The organism is Methylovulum miyakonense HT12 (genome assembly GCF_000384075.1).
Classification (GTDB): Bacteria; Pseudomonadota; Gammaproteobacteria; order Methylococcales; family Methylomonadaceae; genus Methylovulum; species Methylovulum miyakonense.
Genome location: NZ_KB913025.1, coordinates 745,903 through 763,572, shown reverse-complemented (window position 1 = coordinate 763,572; position 17,670 = coordinate 745,903). Strand labels below are relative to the sequence as shown.

Genomic DNA, 17,670 nt, shown 5'->3' with positions numbered 1-17,670 from the left:
AATCGCCGACTTAAAAAAGGGGGCTTTGATCAAGAATAACCACCCCCGGGCTTCTTAAAGTTATGCGGATATCGAGAGTTATGAAAAAAGTTAACGTTGCGTTAGTCAGGCTGCTTCAGTTTGTGGTTTTTGTGTCATTCACCTTTATGGTGGTGGCTTATTTTGGGGCGATGGTGTTGTTGCCGCTGGATGCTATAGTGTTGCTGACTAAGCTGATGGGTGTGGTCGGGATGCCCGGGTTTATAGGGGCATTAATTGCGGTTCCGGCGGTGGGTTATTTATGCCTTATCGTTTATAAGACGCCAGGATTATGCCAAATGGTCATTGATACGGGTGTCGATTTGGTTAAAACGGGCAAAACCAGGGTTGAAGCGTTTAATGAGATTGTCAATGCAGTGAAGGCGTAATGGTTTATTGCTAAAAAAGGGCGTGCCGTCATTGGCACGCCCTTTTTTTATACCTCATGGAAAAGCGAATTGATAAACGCAGAAATGTGCTGTATTTCTTCAATGCAGACGGAGTGTTCCATTAGGTAATCATGCCATTTGATGTGGTATTCCAGTGCGTCCAGGGCGTCGAAAGCGGCTTTGGCGGTTTCGATGGCGACCACATTGTCCAGGATGCCATGAGCCATGAAAATGGGTGTGCTGTAATTCGCCGCACTGCCTTCTGCTTTTAATTGTTCAGTGGTCGGCAAATAGGCCGATAATGCGACAATGCCCGCCAATTTTTTCGGATAACGCAGGCCTGCGTGGAGCGCTATTACCCCGCCTTGGGAAAAGCCGGCGAGCAAAATATTTTCGGATGGAATGCCTTTGTCCATTTCTTGCCGGATGAGCCGATTGATGGCTTCAGCGGATTTATAAATGCCTGCCGTGTCAACTTTCCTTTCTAGGGAAGCTTCCAGGATGTCATACCAAGAACGCATCTTCATGCCGTTGTTTATGGTCACTGGCTGGATCGGTGCGTTCGGGAATATAAAATGGATGTTCGCGGCGGACTGCAAATGCAGTTCAGGCACAATGCCTTCAAAATCATGGCCATCCGCCCCTAGGCCGTGTAGCCAGATCACAGAATATTTATGTGCCGCAGTCGGCAGTATTTCAACAAGGGTGAGTTCAGAAGGCATGGCGATGTCGGGAGTCGGCGGTTTAAAAAGTTTATGGGTCTAATTTACCATTACTATGAGGCAAATCAATAATGAAACCATGTAAGTTTTACCGTATTGTAAAGGCGGCCGCTGCTTTGGTAGGGAATTTTAGTAGAATATCAGCTTAACTTAGCGTTTTGTAACCAGTGGCGGCCATGATAGACCATCTTGTTTTAATTGCTTTAATATTATTGGGTTTTGGCTACTGGTATCACGGCCAAAAGGTGAAAGAAATTGCTTACCGGGCCACTCAAGCCCATTGCCAATCAGTGCAAGTGCAGATGTTGGATGATTATATTGCGGGAAATGGGCTTTGGCTAAAGCGGGACAACAAAGGGAGGCTGCGCTTGCAACGGACTTTTGTATTTGAGTTCGCTTCCACAGGCGATAGGCGATATAACGGAAAAATCATTATGTTAGGCCAATCTGTCGAATCTATCGTTATGGATCCTTACAGGGTGGATTTGGGTTGATTTTGCTTGGGGGTTAATATGCAAAAATGTCCTTCATGTGGCTATGAAACCGACACGCAGGTAATGCGCTGCCCGGAATGTGGCAGTTTTTACTCGAAAATCATTGAATTGATAGAGCAGGAGGCGGAGGACGAGGCCCGTTACCGATTAAAGTCCCGTCTGCGTCGGGTTTTTCAGGCCGACAATAAAAAACAAGCCGTCAAGCTTGAGTTTGAGCGGTTGAGTGCCGGGTTGACGCTAAAAGCCAAATTGGCCCTATGGGTGATTTTTGTGTTTGTTTTTGCGTTGATTGTTACGGTAGTGTGATCGGTGTCCGCAGGAGGGGTTAGAGACGCAAAATGTTGCGCCTCCACCGTCACTAAAAAAGGTGGGCTAAGCTTCTTCTGTTTTGTCCGTTAGTGGCTTTTCCATTTCAGAAACGCGCTTTTCCAGGTCTTCGAGTTTGGAACGGGTTTTTGCAAGCACCATTTTCTGGACTTCAAATTCTTCACGGGTCACCAAATCCAGTTTGCTTAATGCGCTTTGTAAAATGGCGTGAAAGTTTTTTTCCAGATCCTCTTTAAAATTGTTCAATCCGGGCGGGATGGCGCTGGCTAAACGGTTGGCTATGTCATCTATGGCTTTAGGGTCGAACATGTTGGCTCTCGCATTGATAAGGTCGGTTTACTAGGGGGATGGGGTGGTGGATGTGCCAGTCCCATCGACAAGGACATGCTCACGGCATATTTTCTTTGAGTCGGTTTGGCTTAACGGCAGTTGCGTTAAGTTGCACAGGTAGTGGTTTTCCACTTCAATGAAATTAACACAGGAATGGCAGACGCCAAAGCTTTTGGCATTGTTGGCCTTTTGTAGCTCGGTCAGGACATTGTTCAAGGCGTCTTCAATGGTAGTGAATTTTTGGGACGAGATGATGGCCTGCGCTTGTGCAAAAACATCAATAGGTTTGATTTCGTCCAATAAACGCTTGCCTGCCTCAGACAACGCCAGGTGCACCACGCGGCCATCGCTGCTGTCTTGGCTTTTGGTCACATAGTCTTTACGCTCAAGCACCTGAATCGATTGCGAGACGGTGCCTTTGGTCAGGCCAATGTATTCTGCAACTGCCGCAGGCGTGTCGCTAAAGCGGTTGCAAGTCGACAAATAATCCAAAACTTGGATATGCACGGGTTGCAGGCCAATGGCGGCATATTTTTTTCGCTCTTCAGAACGCAACAGGTTGCTGATGCGTTCAATAAGCCTGAAGGTGTTTAAATCCTGCATCAGCTTATAAAGAAAATGCTTTTTTAAAAAACTCTGGTTGCGCCAACGCTGCCTTGTGGATGTCGACATTGTAATAAGTCGTGTCGAAAGGTTTGTCGGCGGCATCCAATTCACGAAATTTTGCCAAGCTGGTTTTGCTGGCGATGGTCGCGCTCCACCATCCCGATGGGTAGATGCACTGCGGGAAAAAGAGGGTCTGCAAATGCCCAAAACCCGCCGACCCCATGGCGTCACGCATTTCGCCGATTAATTTCAGGTGGTATAACGCGGATTCGCTCTGTTGCACAACCATGCCGTGTTCGGACAGGCAGTTAAAGCAATCATGATAAAACGCTTTGCTGAACAAGCCTTCGGCCGGCCCGACAGGGTCTGTGCTGTCAACAATAATGATGTCAACGGAATTAGGTTCGGCATCCTTGACCCATTTGATGCCGTCGATAAATTTCAATTCCGCACGCGGGTCGCTGTTGGATTCGCAAAGTTCTGGGAAGTAAATTTCTGCAAGGCGGGTTACCCGTTCATCAATATCAATTTGCACGGCATGTTCAACGGAGCGGTGCTTCAATACCTCTTTCAGTGTGCCGCAATCACCGCCGCCGATAATCCATACCCTTTTGGGTTCGGGATGTGTGAACAGCGCGGGATGGCTAATCATCTCGTGGTAAAAAAAGTTATCGCGGGTGGATACCATGGTGCAGCCGTCTATCACCATCAAATTACCGAAAGTTTCGGTTTCGTAAATTTCTAGAAATTGGAACGCGGATTGTTCTTCGTGTAGTTTCTTTTTGATTTTTAAAGAAAAGGCCGAGTCAGCCCCTGGAAGTTGTTCGGTAAACCATTCTGAGGGGTTCATTTATGTTTCCTGAAATGTAATAAGTTAAGTCGCCATTATATTAGAATTTATTGGCTTTTAAGTATAGTTATGGCAAGTTCTTTTGAGCCGGGAAGTTTGGCTTGATATTTTGGGCGGAGGAATCAGGTGATGCCCGCTGGATTTGTTGGCGGTTGCAATAGCCTTGGGCGGCGCCCATCTGGCTCCGCTATATGCCTGTTGGCGGCTTCCTGATTGTAAAATGTGTCCAGTGAGCAGGTTTTTTGGCCATTAAGCCTGTATTTGGCTGTTTTGGTTTTCGTATATCCTGCCTTCGTGGTTGTTAAGGGTGATGGGATAAATTGATCCCCACATACGAATTTTAAATATTTAGTTGACACATTGGTTCTGATAGAAGACAATGAGCAGCTTACCCGATACTGGAGGGGTTCCCGAGCGGCCAAAGGGATCAGACTGTAAATCTGCCGGCTCTGCCTTCGGAGGTTCGAATCCTCCCCCCTCCACCATCTCAAATTTAGTTTAAAGCGGGTGTAGTTCAATGGTAGAACTCCAGCCTTCCAAGCTGATCACGTGGGTTCGATTCCCATCACCCGCTCCAAATTCTATAGGTTGTGCTCATATAGCTCAGTAGGTAGAGCACTTCCTTGGTAAGGAAGAGGTCACCGGTTCAAATCCGGTTATGAGCTCCATTTGCAAAGTCAAAAAGTTAAAGGTATAGATTCATGGCCAAAGAAAAGTTTTCACGTAGCAAGCCCCATGTCAACGTCGGCACAATCGGTCACGTTGACCACGGCAAAACCACCCTGACCGCGGCGCTGACGAAAGTGATGGCCGAGCTGCAAGGTGGGGAGGTCAAGGCCTTTGACCAAATTGACAATGCGCCTGAAGAGCGGGCGCGCGGCATCACCATCGCCACCTCGCATGTCGAGTACGAGTCCGCCGTCCGCCACTATGCCCACGTTGACTGCCCCGGCCATGCCGACTATGTCAAAAACATGATCACCGGCGCCGCACAAATGGACGGCGCGATCCTGGTCTGCTCGGCCGCCGACGGCCCGATGCCGCAAACCCGCGAGCACATCCTGCTGTCACGCCAGGTCGGCGTCCCCTACATCGTCGTGTTCCTGAACAAGGCCGACATGGTCGATGACGAGGAGCTGCTGGAATTGGTGGAAATGGAAATCCGCGAACTGCTGGACATGTACGAATTCCCCGGCGACGACACCCCTATCATTAAAGGCTCCGCGCTGCTGGCGCTGAACGGCGACACCAGCGAAATTGGCGCCCCGTCGGTCGTCCGCCTGGTCGAGGCTCTGGACACCTACATCCCGTTGCCCGAACGTGCCGTTGACGGCGCCTTCCTGATGCCGATCGAAGACGTCTTCTCGATCTCAGGCCGTGGCACCGTGGTGACTGGCCGTATCGAGCGTGGCGTGATCAAGGTCGGCCAGGAAGTCGAGATCGTCGGCATCCGCCCGACCGTGTCCACCACCGTCACCGGCGTGGAAATGTTCCGCAAACTGCTGGACCAAGGCGAGGCGGGCGACAACGTCGGCTTGCTGCTGCGCGGCACCAAACGCGATGATGTCGAGCGTGGCCAAGTGTTGGCGCACAAAAACACCATCAAGCCGCACGCCCACTTCAACGCCGAGATTTACGTGCTGTCAAAAGAGGAAGGCGGCCGCCATACCCCGTTCTTCGACGGCTACCGCCCGCAATTCTATTTCCGCACCACCGACGTGACCGGGGCGGTGAAGCTGCCTGAAGGCGTCGAAATGGTCATGCCTGGCGACAACATCTCCGTCAGCGTGAAACTGATCTCGCCGATCGCGATGGAAGAGGGCTTGCGTTTCGCAATCCGTGAAGGTGGCCGCACCGTCGGTGCGGGCGTTGTTGCCTCTATTATTGAGTAAATTTGGGGGTGTCGGTTTTCTGGCATCCTTTTCAGTAATGCTTGAATAATATAGGTTTGTAATATATTATATCCAGCTGTTTAAAGTTTTTTCTGAATAGGTCAGTAGTTCAATTGGTAGAATAGCGGTCTCCAAAACCGCGGGTTGGGGGTTCGAGACCCTCCTGGCCTGCCACTCAGATTAAAACATATCGATATTTTCTAATTTAACATTCAAAGGCTCATGAATACCCAAGTAGAAGCTGATGTGTCTGTCCTTGATATTGTCAAGCAGGTTTTTTCCGTGGTTTTAATGGTTGCCGGGATTGCTGCTTTCTATTATTTCTCGGATATTCAGCTTGTTTATAGGGTTTTGGGGCTTTTGGTTGTTGCCTTGGCAGTAGTCGCAATGATGTTGACGACCGCAGTCGGGCAGTCTGTTTGGTCATTTGCGCTTGAGTCAAAGCAAGAAGTAAAAAAAGTTGTTTGGCCTAACCGGGAAGAAACTGTACGGACCACATTGTTGGTTTTTGCTATGGTATCTGTGGTTGGTATTGTTTTGTGGTTATTGGATACCTTTTTGTTTTGGGGTGTGCGCCTTTTAACGGGTCAAGGCGGGTAATGTAGGATGTCATTGAGATGGTATGTTGTTCACGCTTACTCAAATTTTGAAAACAAAGTCAAGCAGTCTTTAGAGGAAAGGATAAAGCGTGAAGGCCTTGGGCAGTATTTTGGGAAGATACTGGTTCCGACCGAAGAGGTTGTGGAGATGCGCATGGGGCAGCAACGTAAAAGCGAAAGGAAGTTCTTTCCAGGATATGTCTTGGTGCAAATGGAGTTGACTGACCAGACCTGGCATTTAGTTAAGGATATCCCCAAGGTCTTGGGTTTTATAGGTGGCGTATCTGATAGGCCAGCCCCTATTTCTGAAAAAGAAGCGATGGCCATATTGAGTAGGGTTGAAGAGGGTGTCAATAAGCCAAGGCCTAAGGTTTTATTTGAAGTTGGTGAGGTGGTAAGGATAGTTGACGGGCCATTTAAGGATTTTAACGGGGCTATTGAAGAAGTGAATTATGAGAAAAGCAAGTTGAAAATATCGGTTTTAATATTTGGCCGGTCAACTTCAGTTGAACTGGGTTTTTCTCAAGTCGAAAAAGGCTAATTAAATAGCGGATTTTTTAAAATCCCTGTCTGAATAAGGCAGGGATTTTTGTTTCTTAGGGGAGCTGAAAAGCGTTTGTACCCATATTGGAGTTTAAGATGGCAAAAAAAATAACGGCATATATAAAATTGCAAGTAAAGGCTGGTGAAGCCAACCCTAGCCCGCCTATCGGTCCCGCGCTGGGTCAGCGTGGCGTCAATATAATGGAATTTTGTAAGGCGTTCAATGCTAAAACACAGGATGTTGAAAAAGGTTTACCTTTGCCTGTGGTCATTACTGTTTACAGTGATCGAAGCTTTACCTTTATTACCAAAACCCCTCCGGCTTCAATCCTTTTGAAAAAAGCGACGGGCTTGAAAAGCGGCAGCAGCAATCCGAACACGAAGAAAGTGGGCACTGTCACGCGTGAGCAATTGGAAGAGATTGCCAAGATAAAAATGGAAGATTTGAATGCGGCTAATCTTGAAGCCGCAGTAAAGACGATTGCAGGCAGTGCGCGGAGCATGGGTCTGAATGTGGAGGGGTTGTAATGGCTAAGTTATCTAAAAAAGCAAAAATCATTAAAGAAAAAGTCAGCCGTACTAAGCAATATCCGATTTCTGAAGCTGTTGAATTGCTGAAAGAGTTAAGCGCTGCAAAATTTAACGAAGCGATTGATGTCAGTGTCAACTTAGGTGTCGATCCCCGCAAGTCTGACCAAAACGTCCGCGGCGCGACTGTGTTGCCAAATGGGACTGGAAAAACCGTCCGGGTTGCTGTGTTTACCCAAGGCCCTAACGCCGATGCGGCTAGGGCGGCAGGTGCTGATATTGTCGGCATGGATGACCTGGGCGATTTGGTCAAAAAAGGTGAGATGAATTTTGATGTGGTCATTGCGTCTCCTGATGCTATGCGCGTGGTCGGTCAGTTGGGTCAGATTTTAGGCCCTAGGGGTCTGATGCCTAACCCTAAAGTAGGCACCGTAACCGCAGATGTCGCCACGGCAGTGAAAAATGCCAAATCAGGCCAAGTCCGTTACCGCACTGATAAAGGCGGGATTATCCATTGTACATTGGGTAAGGTCAGTTTTGATGCGGCTTCCATCCAAGGCAATTTGGAGGCGTTGTTGGCGGATTTGAGAAAGGCCAAGCCATCATCTGCCAAAGGTGTTTATATTAAAAAAATCACCTTGTCCTCAACAATGGGGCCAGGCTTGTGGTTGGACATGAGTAGCTTGGCCAGCTAAAAAGACTTTGGGTTGCCGTGCGAGCGGTGACCGTCAAAGACCGCAGGTGTTGTAAGACTTAATTTCCTGCGTAGACGGAGGCTAGACCTAAAAATTAAAATAGGGAAAGAGCCGTTATGGAGCGCCTGTTCTTAAGGCGCATATTATCAATCTGAATAATTCAGAAACTATCGGAGGTAAGCGTGGCGCTAAATTTGGATGGCAAAAAAGCTGTCGTAGAAGAAGTTGCTGCAATCGCCGCTAAAGCTCACTCTGCAATTGCAGCGGAATACCGTGGCATGTCCGTAACGGAACTGACCGAACTGCGCAAAACAGCGAGAGAAACAGGCGTTTATCTGCGGGTCGTAAAAAATACCCTGGCAAGACGTGCTGTGGCAGGAACCGAATTTGAATGTATGCAAAGTGGCTTAGTCGGGCCTTTGTTGATTGCATTCTCAATGGAGGATCCTGGTTCGGCGGCGCGTCTGATTGGCGAATTTGCCAAAGGTCATGACAAATTAATCCCTAAGGTAGTGGCAATTGGAGGTCAGCTTTATGACTCATCCGAATTGGCCCGTTTGGCAAGTTTGCCAACCCGCGATCAGGCTATCAGTATGCTGATGTCTGTGATCAAGGCACCAGTAGAGAAATTTGTCCGTACTTTGGCCGAACCGCATGCAAAAATGGTTCGCACAGTGGCGGCGATCAGAGATCAGAAAGAAGCGGCGTAAGCTTTATATCTAACCTGTTAAAACTAAATATATTTCGAGGAACAAAAAATGGCATTATCACAAGAAGAAATCTTGGACGCTATATCTAACATGACCGTCATGGAAGTCGTCGCATTAATTTCAGCGATGGAAGAAAAATTTGGCGTTTCCGCTGCCGCCGCTGTGGCTGTGGCCGCCGCTCCTGCCGCCGCTGCCGCTCCAGTTGAAGAACAAACAGAGTTTGATGTCATCCTGACTGGTTTTGGCGAAAACAAGGTTTCTGTTATTAAAACAGTCCGGACCATCACTGGCTTAGGCTTGAAAGAAGCAAAAGACGCGGTTGAAGGTGTGCCAACTGTTTTGAAAGAAGGCGTGCCTAAAGCCGAAGCCGAAGACATTAAAAAGCAACTGTTAGAAGCAGGCGCTACAGTCGATATTAAATAATAATATTGACCCACATCAAGACCTAGGTCTTTTAAGTATGGCTGGTGGCTTTAGTCACCGGCCTTTTACTGTTTACTCTAAATCGTACAGTAGAAACAATCCATGACGAAAAAGTTTGGAAGCGATATGTCCTATTCTTTTACCGAAAAAAAGCGTATTCGAAACAACTTTGGCAAAAGCACCGAAGTACTCGAAGTCCCCTATCTTTTGGCAACTCAGATCAACTCTTATGCCAGTTTTTTGCAATTAGGCGTAAACCCTGAAAAACGTGCCGATATAGGCTTGCATTCAGCATTCTCAAGCGTGTTCCCCATTGAGAGCCACTCTGGCTATGCTGCCCTCGAATATGTGAAATACCGCTTAGGTGAGCCAGTATTTGATGTAAGGGAATGTCAGCAACGCGGAGCGACGTTTGCCGCGCCTTTACGGGTGTTAGTGCGTCTGGTCATCTATGACAAAGAAGCCCCTGCGAATGCGAAAGTTGTAAAAGATATTCGTGAACAGGAAGTTTACATGGGCGAGCTACCCTTAATGACGGAAAATGGAACTTTTGTCATCAATGGTACTGAACGGGTTATCGTCTCCCAATTACACCGGTCTCCAGGGGTCTTTTTTGACCACGATAAAGGAAAGACCCATTCGTCAGGGAAATTGCTGTTTAATGCGCGGGTCATCCCTTATCGCGGCTCATGGTTAGACTTTGAATTTGACCACAAAGACTGTGTTTATGTCAGGATAGACCGTCGCAGAAAAATTCCGGCCACTATTTTGCTTAGGGCTTTGGGTTTCGACAATGAAGAAATGATTAGGATTTTCTTCGAAACCAATAAGTTCGCACTGGGTTCCGATCGCTGCCTATTCCACATTGTCCCTGAAAGGATGCGTGGTGAAATTGCCGCGTTTGATATCAAGTTCAACGGGCAAGTGTTGGTGGAAGAAGGCCGCCGGATTACGGCCAAGCATATCCGCGAAATGAACAAGGTGGGTATGACTGAAGTTGAAGTCCCGCGCGAGTACCTTATTGGCAAAATTTTAGGGCACAATGTTGTTGATCAATCGACCGGAGAGTTGGTTGCCAATGTCAATGATGAAATTACCGATGCATTGATTGAAAGATGTATAGAAAAGGGCATCTCTGAAATCAATACCCTCTTTGTTAATGATTTGGACCGGGGGCCTTACATCAGTAATGCCATGCGGCTGGATGTGACAACTAACACGTTGGAAGCGTTAGTTGAAATTTATCGTATGATGCGCCCTGGTGAGCCACCTACCAAAGAGTCGGCTGAAAACCTGTTCCAAAACCTGTTTTTTACCGATGACAGATATGATTTGTCGACGGTAGGGCGGATGAAATTTAACCGCCGCTTGGGCCGTGAAGAAATTGTCGGGCCAGGTACGCTAACTAAAGACGACATTATTGATGTGCTGAAAGAATTGATCAGCATCCGTAATGGCAATGGTAATGTTGACGACATTGACCACTTAGGGAACCGCCGTGTCCGCTCGGTCGGTGAAATGATCGAAAACCAATTCCGTGTCGGTTTGGTCAGGGTTGAGCGTGCAGTTAAGGAACGCCTGACTTTGGCGGATTCAGAAGGATTGATGCCGCAAGAAATTATCAACGCGAAGCCGGTTTCGGCTGCAGTTAAGGAATTCTTTGGCTCTAGCCAGCTGTCGCAGTTTATGGACCAGAACAATCCATTGTCGCAGGTGACACATAAACGCCGGGTTTCCGCTTTGGGGCCCGGCGGTTTGGCTCGCGAACGCGCTGGTTTCGAGGTGCGTGACGTACATGCGACACATTATGGCCGCGTATGCCCGATTGAGACGCCTGAAGGCCCGAACATCGGTCTGATAAACTCTTTGTCCGTTTATGCGCGCACCAATAATTATGGCTTTCTTGAAACACCTTACCGAAAAGTGGTAAATGGTGTCGTAACCGATCAAGTCGATTATTTGTCTGCCATTGAAGAAGGCGAGTTTGTTATTGCGCAAGCGAGTGTCGCGGTCGACGGGAACGGCAAGTTGGTGGACGGATTGGTTTCATGCCGGCATAAAGACGAGTTTACCTTGGCAATGTCGGATACCGTCCAATACATGGACGTGTCATCCAAACAAATTGTCTCGGTCGCCGCATCTATTATTCCGTTCTTGGAGCATGATGACGCCAACCGCGCCTTAATGGGTTCGAACATGCAACGCCAAGCCGTACCGACCCTCAGGGCCGAAAAGCCGTTGGTGGGTACTGGTATGGAAAGGACTGTAGCTAAAGACTCCGGTGTTACGGTAGTTGCCAAGCGCGGCGGTAAAATTGAAGCCGTCGATGCGGCAAGAATTGTTGTCCGGGTAAATGACACCGAAACCGAAACAGGAAGTCCGGGTGTAGATATTTACAATCTAATTAAATATACCCGCTCCAACCAGAATACATGCATTAACCAAAAACCGTTGGTCAAGCCTGGTGATATTGTCAATGCTGGCGACATTGTTGCCGATGGCCCGTCTACGGACATGGGTGAGTTGGCATTAGGGCAGAACATGTTGGTTGCCTTTATGCCATGGAATGGTTACAACTTCGAAGACTCTATCTTAGTGTCTGAACGGGTTGTCAAAGAAGACCGGTTCACCACGATTCATATTGAAGAAAAAACTTGTGTCGCACGTGACACCAAGCACAGCCCGGAAGAAATCACTGCGGATATTCCTAATGTCAGTGAAGAAGCGTTGGCAAAATTGGATGAGTCCGGCATTGTCTATGTGGGGGCTGAAGTTAAAGGTGGCGATATTCTGGTTGGTAAAGTCACGCCTAAAGGCGAGACACAGTTGACGCCTGAAGAAAAGTTATTGCGGGCGATTTTTGGCGAGAAAGCCGCCGACGTAAAGGATACCTCGTTACGCGTCCCTAGCAGTATCGAAGGCACTGTAATTGATGTCCAAATTTTTACCCGTGATGGGGTTAAAAAAGACAAACGTGCTTTGGATATTGAGCATGAACAAATCAAAAGCTATAGAAAAGATTTGGATGACCAGTTAAAAATCCTTGAAGAAGACATCTTCTTGCGTGTTGCCAAGTTGCTGGTAGGTAAAATCGCCATGTCTGGCGTAGGATTGCGTGCAGGCACTGAGATTAGCAAAGACTATTTGGATGGTTTGAAGCGCTCGGATTGGCTGAAAATAAAGATGCAGGATGAAGAGATTAACCTGCAATTGGAAACGGTCGCCGCCCAAATTGAGCAACAACGCAAAGATTTTGATGAAAAGTTTGAAATCAAGCGCAAAAAAATTACGATGGGTGATGATTTGCCACCTGGCGTGCTGAAAATGGTCAAAGTTTATTTGGCCGTGAAACGGCGTATCCAACCAGGTGACAAAATGGCGGGCCGCCATGGAAACAAAGGGGTTATCTCTATGATTAGACCCATAGAAGATATGCCTTATACCGCCGATGGCAATCCCGTTGACATTGTCTTGAACCCTTTGGGCGTACCATCGCGTATGAACGTGGGGCAGGTTTTGGAAACCCATTTAGGGTGGGCGGCCAAAGGCCTTGGCATAAAGATTGGCAAAATGCTCGAAGCGAAAGCGAAGATCAACGAGATCCGCGAGTATCTGGGTAAAATTTATAACAGCAGTGGCCGTAAGGAAAACCTGGATTCTTTTAGCGATAAAGAAATTTTGGAAATGGCCGCCAACTTGGTGGCGGGCGTACCTATGGCGTCGCCCGTTTTCGATGGCGCGGATGAAGAAGACATCCGCACCATGTTGAAATTGGCGGACTTGCCGGAGCATGGGCAAATTACCCTCTACGACGGTTTGACGGGCGAGCCTTTCGAACGTGAAGTGACGGTCGGTTATATGTACATGTTGAAATTGAACCACTTGGTCGACGACAAGATGCATGCCCGATCCACCGGCCCTTATAGCCTCGTCACCCAACAGCCGTTGGGCGGTAAAGCCCAGTTCGGTGGCCAGCGTTTCGGGGAAATGGAGGTCTGGGCGTTGGAAGCTTATGGTGCGGCTTATACGTTACAGGAAATGCTCACCGTTAAATCCGATGACGTGACAGGGCGTACGCGCATGTACAAAAACATTGTCGATGGTGACCATAAAATGGAAGCAGGTATGCCGGAATCATTTAATGTTTTGATTAAAGAGATTCGCTCATTGGCTGTGGATATTGAATTACAACGCGAATAACTGCGTGGTTTACCGCTACTACATGATAGCCTGCTCTGGATTATGCCAGAGACTATTTTAAAGAGGACAAGCTCTTGAAAGATTTAATGAACTTCTTAAAGCGTCAAGGTCGTGCAGACGATTTTGATGGAATTAGCATCGGGCTGGCCTCGCCAGATATGATCCGATCCTGGTCTTACGGTGAAGTGAAAAAACCGGAAACCATCAATTACCGTACGTTTAAGCCTGAGCGAGACGGTTTGTTTTGCGCCAAAATTTTTGGCCCGGTCAGCGACTATGAATGTTTGTGCGGTAAGTACAAGCGTTTGAAGCACCGTGGCGTCATTTGCGAAAAATGTGGCGTTGAAGTCACGTTGTCAAAAGTCCGCCGTGAGCGGATGGGGCATATTGACTTGGCCAGTCCTGTGGCGCACATCTGGTTTTTGAAATCTTTGCCGTCCAGAATCGCCTTATTGTTGGACATGACCTTGCGCGAAATCGAGCGCGTGCTGTATTTCGAATCTTTTGTGGTTTTGGATCCGGGCATGACCCCGCTGGATAAAGGCCAATTGTTGACAGATGATGAATATCTGGATGCGGTCGAGCTGCATGGTGATGATTTTGTTGCAAAAATGGGTGCGGAAGCGATTTATGAATTGCTGAAAGCCATTGATTTGCAAGAGCAAGTTAATGTGTTGCGTGAGGAGATTAATTCCACCAGCTCAGAAACAAAGATCAAAAAATACGCCAAGCGCCTTAAGGTCATGGACGCCTTGTTGAGTTCCAAGAACCGTCCTGAATGGATGATTTTGCAGGTCTTGCCTGTCTTGCCACCCGAATTGCGCCCTTTGGTGCCTTTGGATGGCGGACGTTTTGCGACCTCTGACCTGAACGATTTGTACCGCCGGGTCATCAACCGGAACAACCGGTTGAACAGGTTGTTGGATTTGAACGCACCCGACATCATCGTGCGCAACGAAAAGCGGATGTTGCAGGAATCGGTCGATGCCTTGTTGGACAATGGCCGGCGTGGCCGCGCCATAACTGGCACTAACAGAAGGCCGTTAAAATCCCTTGCGGACATGATCAAAGGCAAGCAAGGCCGTTTCCGCCAAAATTTGCTTGGCAAACGTGTCGATTATTCAGGCCGTTCCGTTATTGTGGTCGGGCCGACTTTGCGTCTGCACCAATGCGGCCTGCCGAAAAAAATGGCGCTGGAATTGTTCAAGCCGTTCATTTTTAGCAAATTGCAGTTCCGTGGTTTGGCGACGACGATCAAAGCAGCCAAAAAAATGGTTGAGCGTGAAGGCACGGAGGTTTGGGATATTCTCGAAGAAGTAATCCGCGAACATCCCATTTTGTTGAACCGTGCGCCAACTTTGCACAGGTTGGGTATCCAAGCGTTTGAACCCATCCTGATTGAAGGCAAGGCGATCCAGTTGCATCCTTTGGTCTGTAGCGCGTTCAACGCCGACTTTGACGGTGACCAGATGGCGGTGCATATTCCGTTGTCCATCGAGGCGCAGTTGGAAGCCAGAACCCTAATGATGGCGACTAATAATATCTTGTCGCCCGCAAATGGCGAGCCAGTAATTAACCCGTCCCAAGACGTGGTATTAGGGCTTTATTACATTAGCCGTGAAAAAATTAATGCCAAAGGCGATGGCAGTATTTTTGTGGATGTGGGCGAAATACATAAGGCCTTACAGGCAAAAACGGTCGAGCTGCAAGCAAAAATCGAGTTGCGTATCACCCAAAAGATATTAAATGAACAGGGTGAAATTGAAGAAAAAACTCATCGTGTTAAGACTACGGTAGGAAGAGGCCTGATATGGGAAGTCGTCCCTGGTCTTATGCCGTTTGACTTGGTCAACTGTGATATGACCAAAAAGAACATTTCCCGGTTGATAAATTACAGCTACCGTTATCTGGGCAATAAGGATACGGTGGTGCTGGCGGACCAATTGATGTACCTGGGTTTTAGGTATGCAACGATTTCTGGGGTCTCTTTTGGTATCGAGGATATGGCGATACCGGCCAAGAAGGTTGACATCATTGCTTCGGCTGAAGCTGAAGTTAATGAGATACAAAGCCAGTATTCATCAGGTTTGGTGACGGATGGTGAGCGGTACAACAAGGTTGTTGACATTTGGTCGCATGCCAATGACCAGGTTGCAAAGGTCATGATGGACGGGTTAGGCGAAGAGTCCGTTATTGATGCCGAAGGCAACGCCGTAAAACAAAAATCCTTCAACTCCATCTTTATGATGGCTGAGTCAGGTGCTAGGGGCTCGGCGGCACAGATCAGGCAGTTGGCGGGTATGCGTGGTTTGATGGCAAAACCGGATGGTTCGATCATCGAAACGCCAATCACTGCAAACTTCCGTGAAGGTTTGGACGTATTGCAATACTTTATTTCCACCCATGGTGCGCGTAAAGGTCTGGCGGATACCGCCTTGAAAACGGCGAACTCCGGTTATTTGACGCGCCGTTTGGTGGACGTGGCGCAAGATTTGGTTATTACAGGCCAAGATTGCGGCACCAAAGATGGTTTGGTCATGATGCCTATCATTGAAGGCGGGGATGTCGTCGAGCCATTATCTGAGCGTGTATTGGGCCGGGTTGTCGTGAACGATGTCATGGCTCCGGATGGTGAAACCATCATAGTTCCGACCGGTACATTGTTGGATGAGCATTGGGTTTCTGTGCTTGATGACCATAGTGTCGACCAGGTTATCGTCCGTTCAGTGATAACTTGTGAGAACAGGCATGGTGTTTGTGCCGCCTGTTATGGCCGTGATTTAGGCCGGGGACACCATGTTAATATCGGTGAGGCGGTGGGTGTAATCGCTGCGCAATCAATTGGTGAACCCGGTACCCAGTTGACCATGCGTACCTTCCATATCGGTGGGGCGGCATCACGGTCAGCGGCTATCAGTAACGTCCAGGTCAAATCTGCCGGTACTGTCCGGTTGAGTAACTTAAAATCAGTTGCCAACCGGGAAGGTAACTTGGTGGCGGTTTCCAGATCCGGCGAAGTCTGTGTTGTCGATGATTATGGCCGTGAAAGGGAGCGTTATAAAATCCCTTACGGTGCGGTGCTGTCCGTGCAAGAAGGCAGCAAAATCAGTGCCGGGGACATCATCGTCACTTGGGATCCGTTCACCCATCCTGTTATTACTGAAGTGGACGGGTTTGTTGAGTTGGTTAACTTTGTCGACGGCGTGACCGTACAAAAACAATCTGACGAAGTGACCGGTTTGAGTTCTCTTGTGGTCACGGATCCTAAGCAACGTGGTAGTGCAGGTAAGGAATTACGTCCAATGGTCAAGTTGATTGACCAAGACGGCAATGGCATTTCGTTGCCAGGAACTGATATACCGGCACAATATTTTTTACCGGCAGGGGCTATTGCTGGTATTAAAGATGGTGGCGAAGTAAAGGTTGGTGACGTTCTGGCCAGGATCCCGCAAGAGTCAAGTAAGACAAGGGATATCACGGGTGGTTTGCCACGCGTAGCAGATCTGTTTGAAGCGCGTAAGACCAAAGACCCGGCGATTCTTGCTGAAACTAGCGGGACAATTTCTTTTGGAAAGGAAACCAAAGGCAAGCAACGGGTTATTATTACTGACGCCCAGGGGGAGCAAGTTGAAACCCTCATCCCAAAATGGAGGCATATTACTGTTTTCGAAGGTGAATATGTAGAAAAAGGCGAAACGATTGCTGAAGGTGAGTTGACTCCCCATGACATTTTGCGGTTAAGGGGTATCGAAGAGTTGGCGAACTATTTGGTTAAAGAAATTCAGGATGTTTATCGTTTGCAAGGGGTAAAAATTAACGACAAGCATATTGAATGTATCATTCGTCAAATGCTTAGAAAGGTTGAAATTACCGCTTCCGGGGACACTGCCTTCCTGAAAGGCGACCAAGTCGAACGTGCCGCGGTAAGGGTCGAAAATGATAGGATGGAAACGGAAGGTAAAATCCCGGCTAGTTTCGAGTCTATTTTGTTAGGCATTACTAAGGCTTCTTTGGCGACCGAATCATTTATTTCCGCAGCGTCTTTCCAAGAAACAACCCGGGTGTTGACTGATGCCGCTGTTAGAGGATTAAGTGATAGCTTGCAAGGGCTTAAAGAAAACGTGATCGTCGGTCGCCTCATCCCGGCAGGAACCGGGTTGGCTTACCATGAAAATCGGAAAAATAAATTTATGCAACATCAGTCGGTAGATATGGCCAGTGTTCCGGTTGTAGATACTGAAGAGGCATTGAAGCAAGCCTTGAATATTTAAGTAAACTAAATGATATTTAAAATATGCTTGACCTGCGCGTTATAGCAAAGTAGAATATCCTGCTAACATAAGT

General features: G+C 48.0%; 16 protein-coding genes and 4 tRNA genes. 16 read left to right on the top strand and 4 right to left on the bottom strand.

Annotation, left to right across the window (positions count from 1 at the left end; genetic code table 11):
* Positions 1-80 precede the first annotated feature (80 nt).
* On the top strand, positions 81-407 hold the full coding sequence (locus METMI_RS0104020; RefSeq protein ID WP_019864954.1) for a hypothetical protein: 327 nt from the start codon (positions 81-83) through the stop codon (positions 405-407).
* 47 nt (positions 408-454) lie between these two features.
* On the opposite strand, the gene METMI_RS0104015 is transcribed toward METMI_RS0104020, so the two are convergent.
* Positions 455-1,129, bottom strand: coding sequence for an alpha/beta hydrolase (locus tag METMI_RS0104015; RefSeq protein ID WP_019864953.1), 675 nt, complete (start codon positions 1,127-1,129; stop codon positions 455-457).
* Positions 1,130-1,305: 176 nt separating this feature from the next.
* On the opposite strand from METMI_RS0104015, the gene METMI_RS0104010 reads away from it, so the two are divergent.
* Positions 1,306-1,623 carry a DUF3301 domain-containing protein gene (locus METMI_RS0104010; protein WP_019864952.1) on the top strand — a complete coding sequence of 106 codons (318 nt, stop codon included), beginning with the start codon at positions 1,306-1,308 and terminating at the stop codon, positions 1,621-1,623.
* 18 nt (positions 1,624-1,641) lie between these two features.
* Positions 1,642-1,929: a P-loop NTPase family protein gene (locus tag METMI_RS0104005; protein WP_019864951.1), complete on the top strand. Its 288-nt coding sequence runs from the start codon at positions 1,642-1,644 to the stop codon at positions 1,927-1,929.
* A gap of 66 nt (positions 1,930-1,995) precedes the next feature.
* Here the strand turns inward: METMI_RS0104005 and ubiK are convergent, their stop codons facing one another.
* From ubiK to speE, 3 genes are read right to left on the bottom strand one after another with little or no spacing between them, the layout of a single operon-like run.
* Complete coding sequence (gene ubiK / locus METMI_RS0104000; RefSeq protein WP_019864950.1) at positions 1,996-2,259, bottom strand: ubiquinone biosynthesis accessory factor UbiK; 264 nt, start codon at positions 2,257-2,259, stop codon at positions 1,996-1,998.
* Between the two features lie 30 nt (positions 2,260-2,289).
* The gene (locus METMI_RS23070; protein ID WP_019864948.1) at positions 2,290-2,883 is read right to left on the bottom strand and encodes a MarR family winged helix-turn-helix transcriptional regulator; all 594 of its coding nucleotides are present in this window, start codon (positions 2,881-2,883) and stop codon (positions 2,290-2,292) included.
* A gap of 4 nt (positions 2,884-2,887) precedes the next feature.
* Complete coding sequence (speE, locus tag METMI_RS0103990) at positions 2,888-3,736, bottom strand: polyamine aminopropyltransferase (RefSeq protein WP_019864947.1); 849 nt, start codon at positions 3,734-3,736, stop codon at positions 2,888-2,890.
* A 400-nt stretch (positions 3,737-4,136) separates the two neighbouring features.
* Here speE and METMI_RS0103980 point away from each other — a divergent pair.
* The 13 genes from METMI_RS0103980 to rpoC all read left to right on the top strand — a co-directional run bounded on the left by METMI_RS0103980 (position 4,137) and on the right by rpoC (position 17,597).
* Positions 4,137-4,221, top strand: a tRNA-Tyr gene (locus METMI_RS0103980).
* Positions 4,222-4,239: 18 nt separating this feature from the next.
* Positions 4,240-4,313, top strand: a tRNA-Gly gene (locus METMI_RS0103975).
* 15 nt (positions 4,314-4,328) lie between these two features.
* Positions 4,329-4,404, top strand: a tRNA-Thr gene (locus tag METMI_RS0103970).
* Positions 4,405-4,437: 33 nt separating this feature from the next.
* Positions 4,438-5,628: an elongation factor Tu gene (tuf, locus tag METMI_RS0103965; protein WP_019864933.1), complete on the top strand. Its 1,191-nt coding sequence runs from the start codon at positions 4,438-4,440 to the stop codon at positions 5,626-5,628.
* Positions 5,629-5,726: 98 nt separating this feature from the next.
* Positions 5,727-5,802: transfer RNA gene (locus tag METMI_RS0103960), tRNA-Trp, on the top strand.
* A 48-nt stretch (positions 5,803-5,850) separates the two neighbouring features.
* Positions 5,851-6,228 (top strand): preprotein translocase subunit SecE, encoded by a 378-nt coding sequence (gene secE, locus METMI_RS0103955; RefSeq protein WP_019864945.1) that lies wholly within the window; start codon positions 5,851-5,853, stop codon positions 6,226-6,228.
* A 6-nt stretch (positions 6,229-6,234) separates the two neighbouring features.
* The gene (gene nusG / locus METMI_RS0103950) at positions 6,235-6,768 is read left to right on the top strand and encodes a transcription termination/antitermination protein NusG (protein WP_019864944.1); all 534 of its coding nucleotides are present in this window, start codon (positions 6,235-6,237) and stop codon (positions 6,766-6,768) included.
* A gap of 98 nt (positions 6,769-6,866) precedes the next feature.
* Complete coding sequence (rplK, locus tag METMI_RS0103945; protein ID WP_019864943.1) at positions 6,867-7,298, top strand: 50S ribosomal protein L11; 432 nt, start codon at positions 6,867-6,869, stop codon at positions 7,296-7,298.
* On the top strand, positions 7,298-7,993 hold the full coding sequence (rplA, locus tag METMI_RS0103940) for a 50S ribosomal protein L1 (RefSeq protein ID WP_019864942.1): 696 nt from the start codon (positions 7,298-7,300) through the stop codon (positions 7,991-7,993). Before rplK ends, rplA begins: the two co-directional genes overlap by 1 nt.
* A gap of 182 nt (positions 7,994-8,175) precedes the next feature.
* Positions 8,176-8,703, top strand: coding sequence for a 50S ribosomal protein L10 (rplJ, locus tag METMI_RS0103935; protein ID WP_019864941.1), 528 nt, complete (start codon positions 8,176-8,178; stop codon positions 8,701-8,703).
* A gap of 48 nt (positions 8,704-8,751) precedes the next feature.
* A complete protein-coding gene (gene rplL / locus METMI_RS0103930) occupies positions 8,752-9,126 on the top strand; it encodes a 50S ribosomal protein L7/L12 (protein WP_019864940.1) in 375 nt (124 codons plus the stop codon).
* 126 nt (positions 9,127-9,252) lie between these two features.
* Complete coding sequence (rpoB, locus tag METMI_RS0103925) at positions 9,253-13,326, top strand: DNA-directed RNA polymerase subunit beta (protein WP_019864939.1); 4,074 nt, start codon at positions 9,253-9,255, stop codon at positions 13,324-13,326.
* 86 nt (positions 13,327-13,412) lie between these two features.
* On the top strand, positions 13,413-17,597 hold the full coding sequence (gene rpoC, locus METMI_RS0103920) for a DNA-directed RNA polymerase subunit beta' (RefSeq protein ID WP_019864938.1): 4,185 nt from the start codon (positions 13,413-13,415) through the stop codon (positions 17,595-17,597).
* The last annotated feature ends 73 nt before the right edge of the window (positions 17,598-17,670 follow it).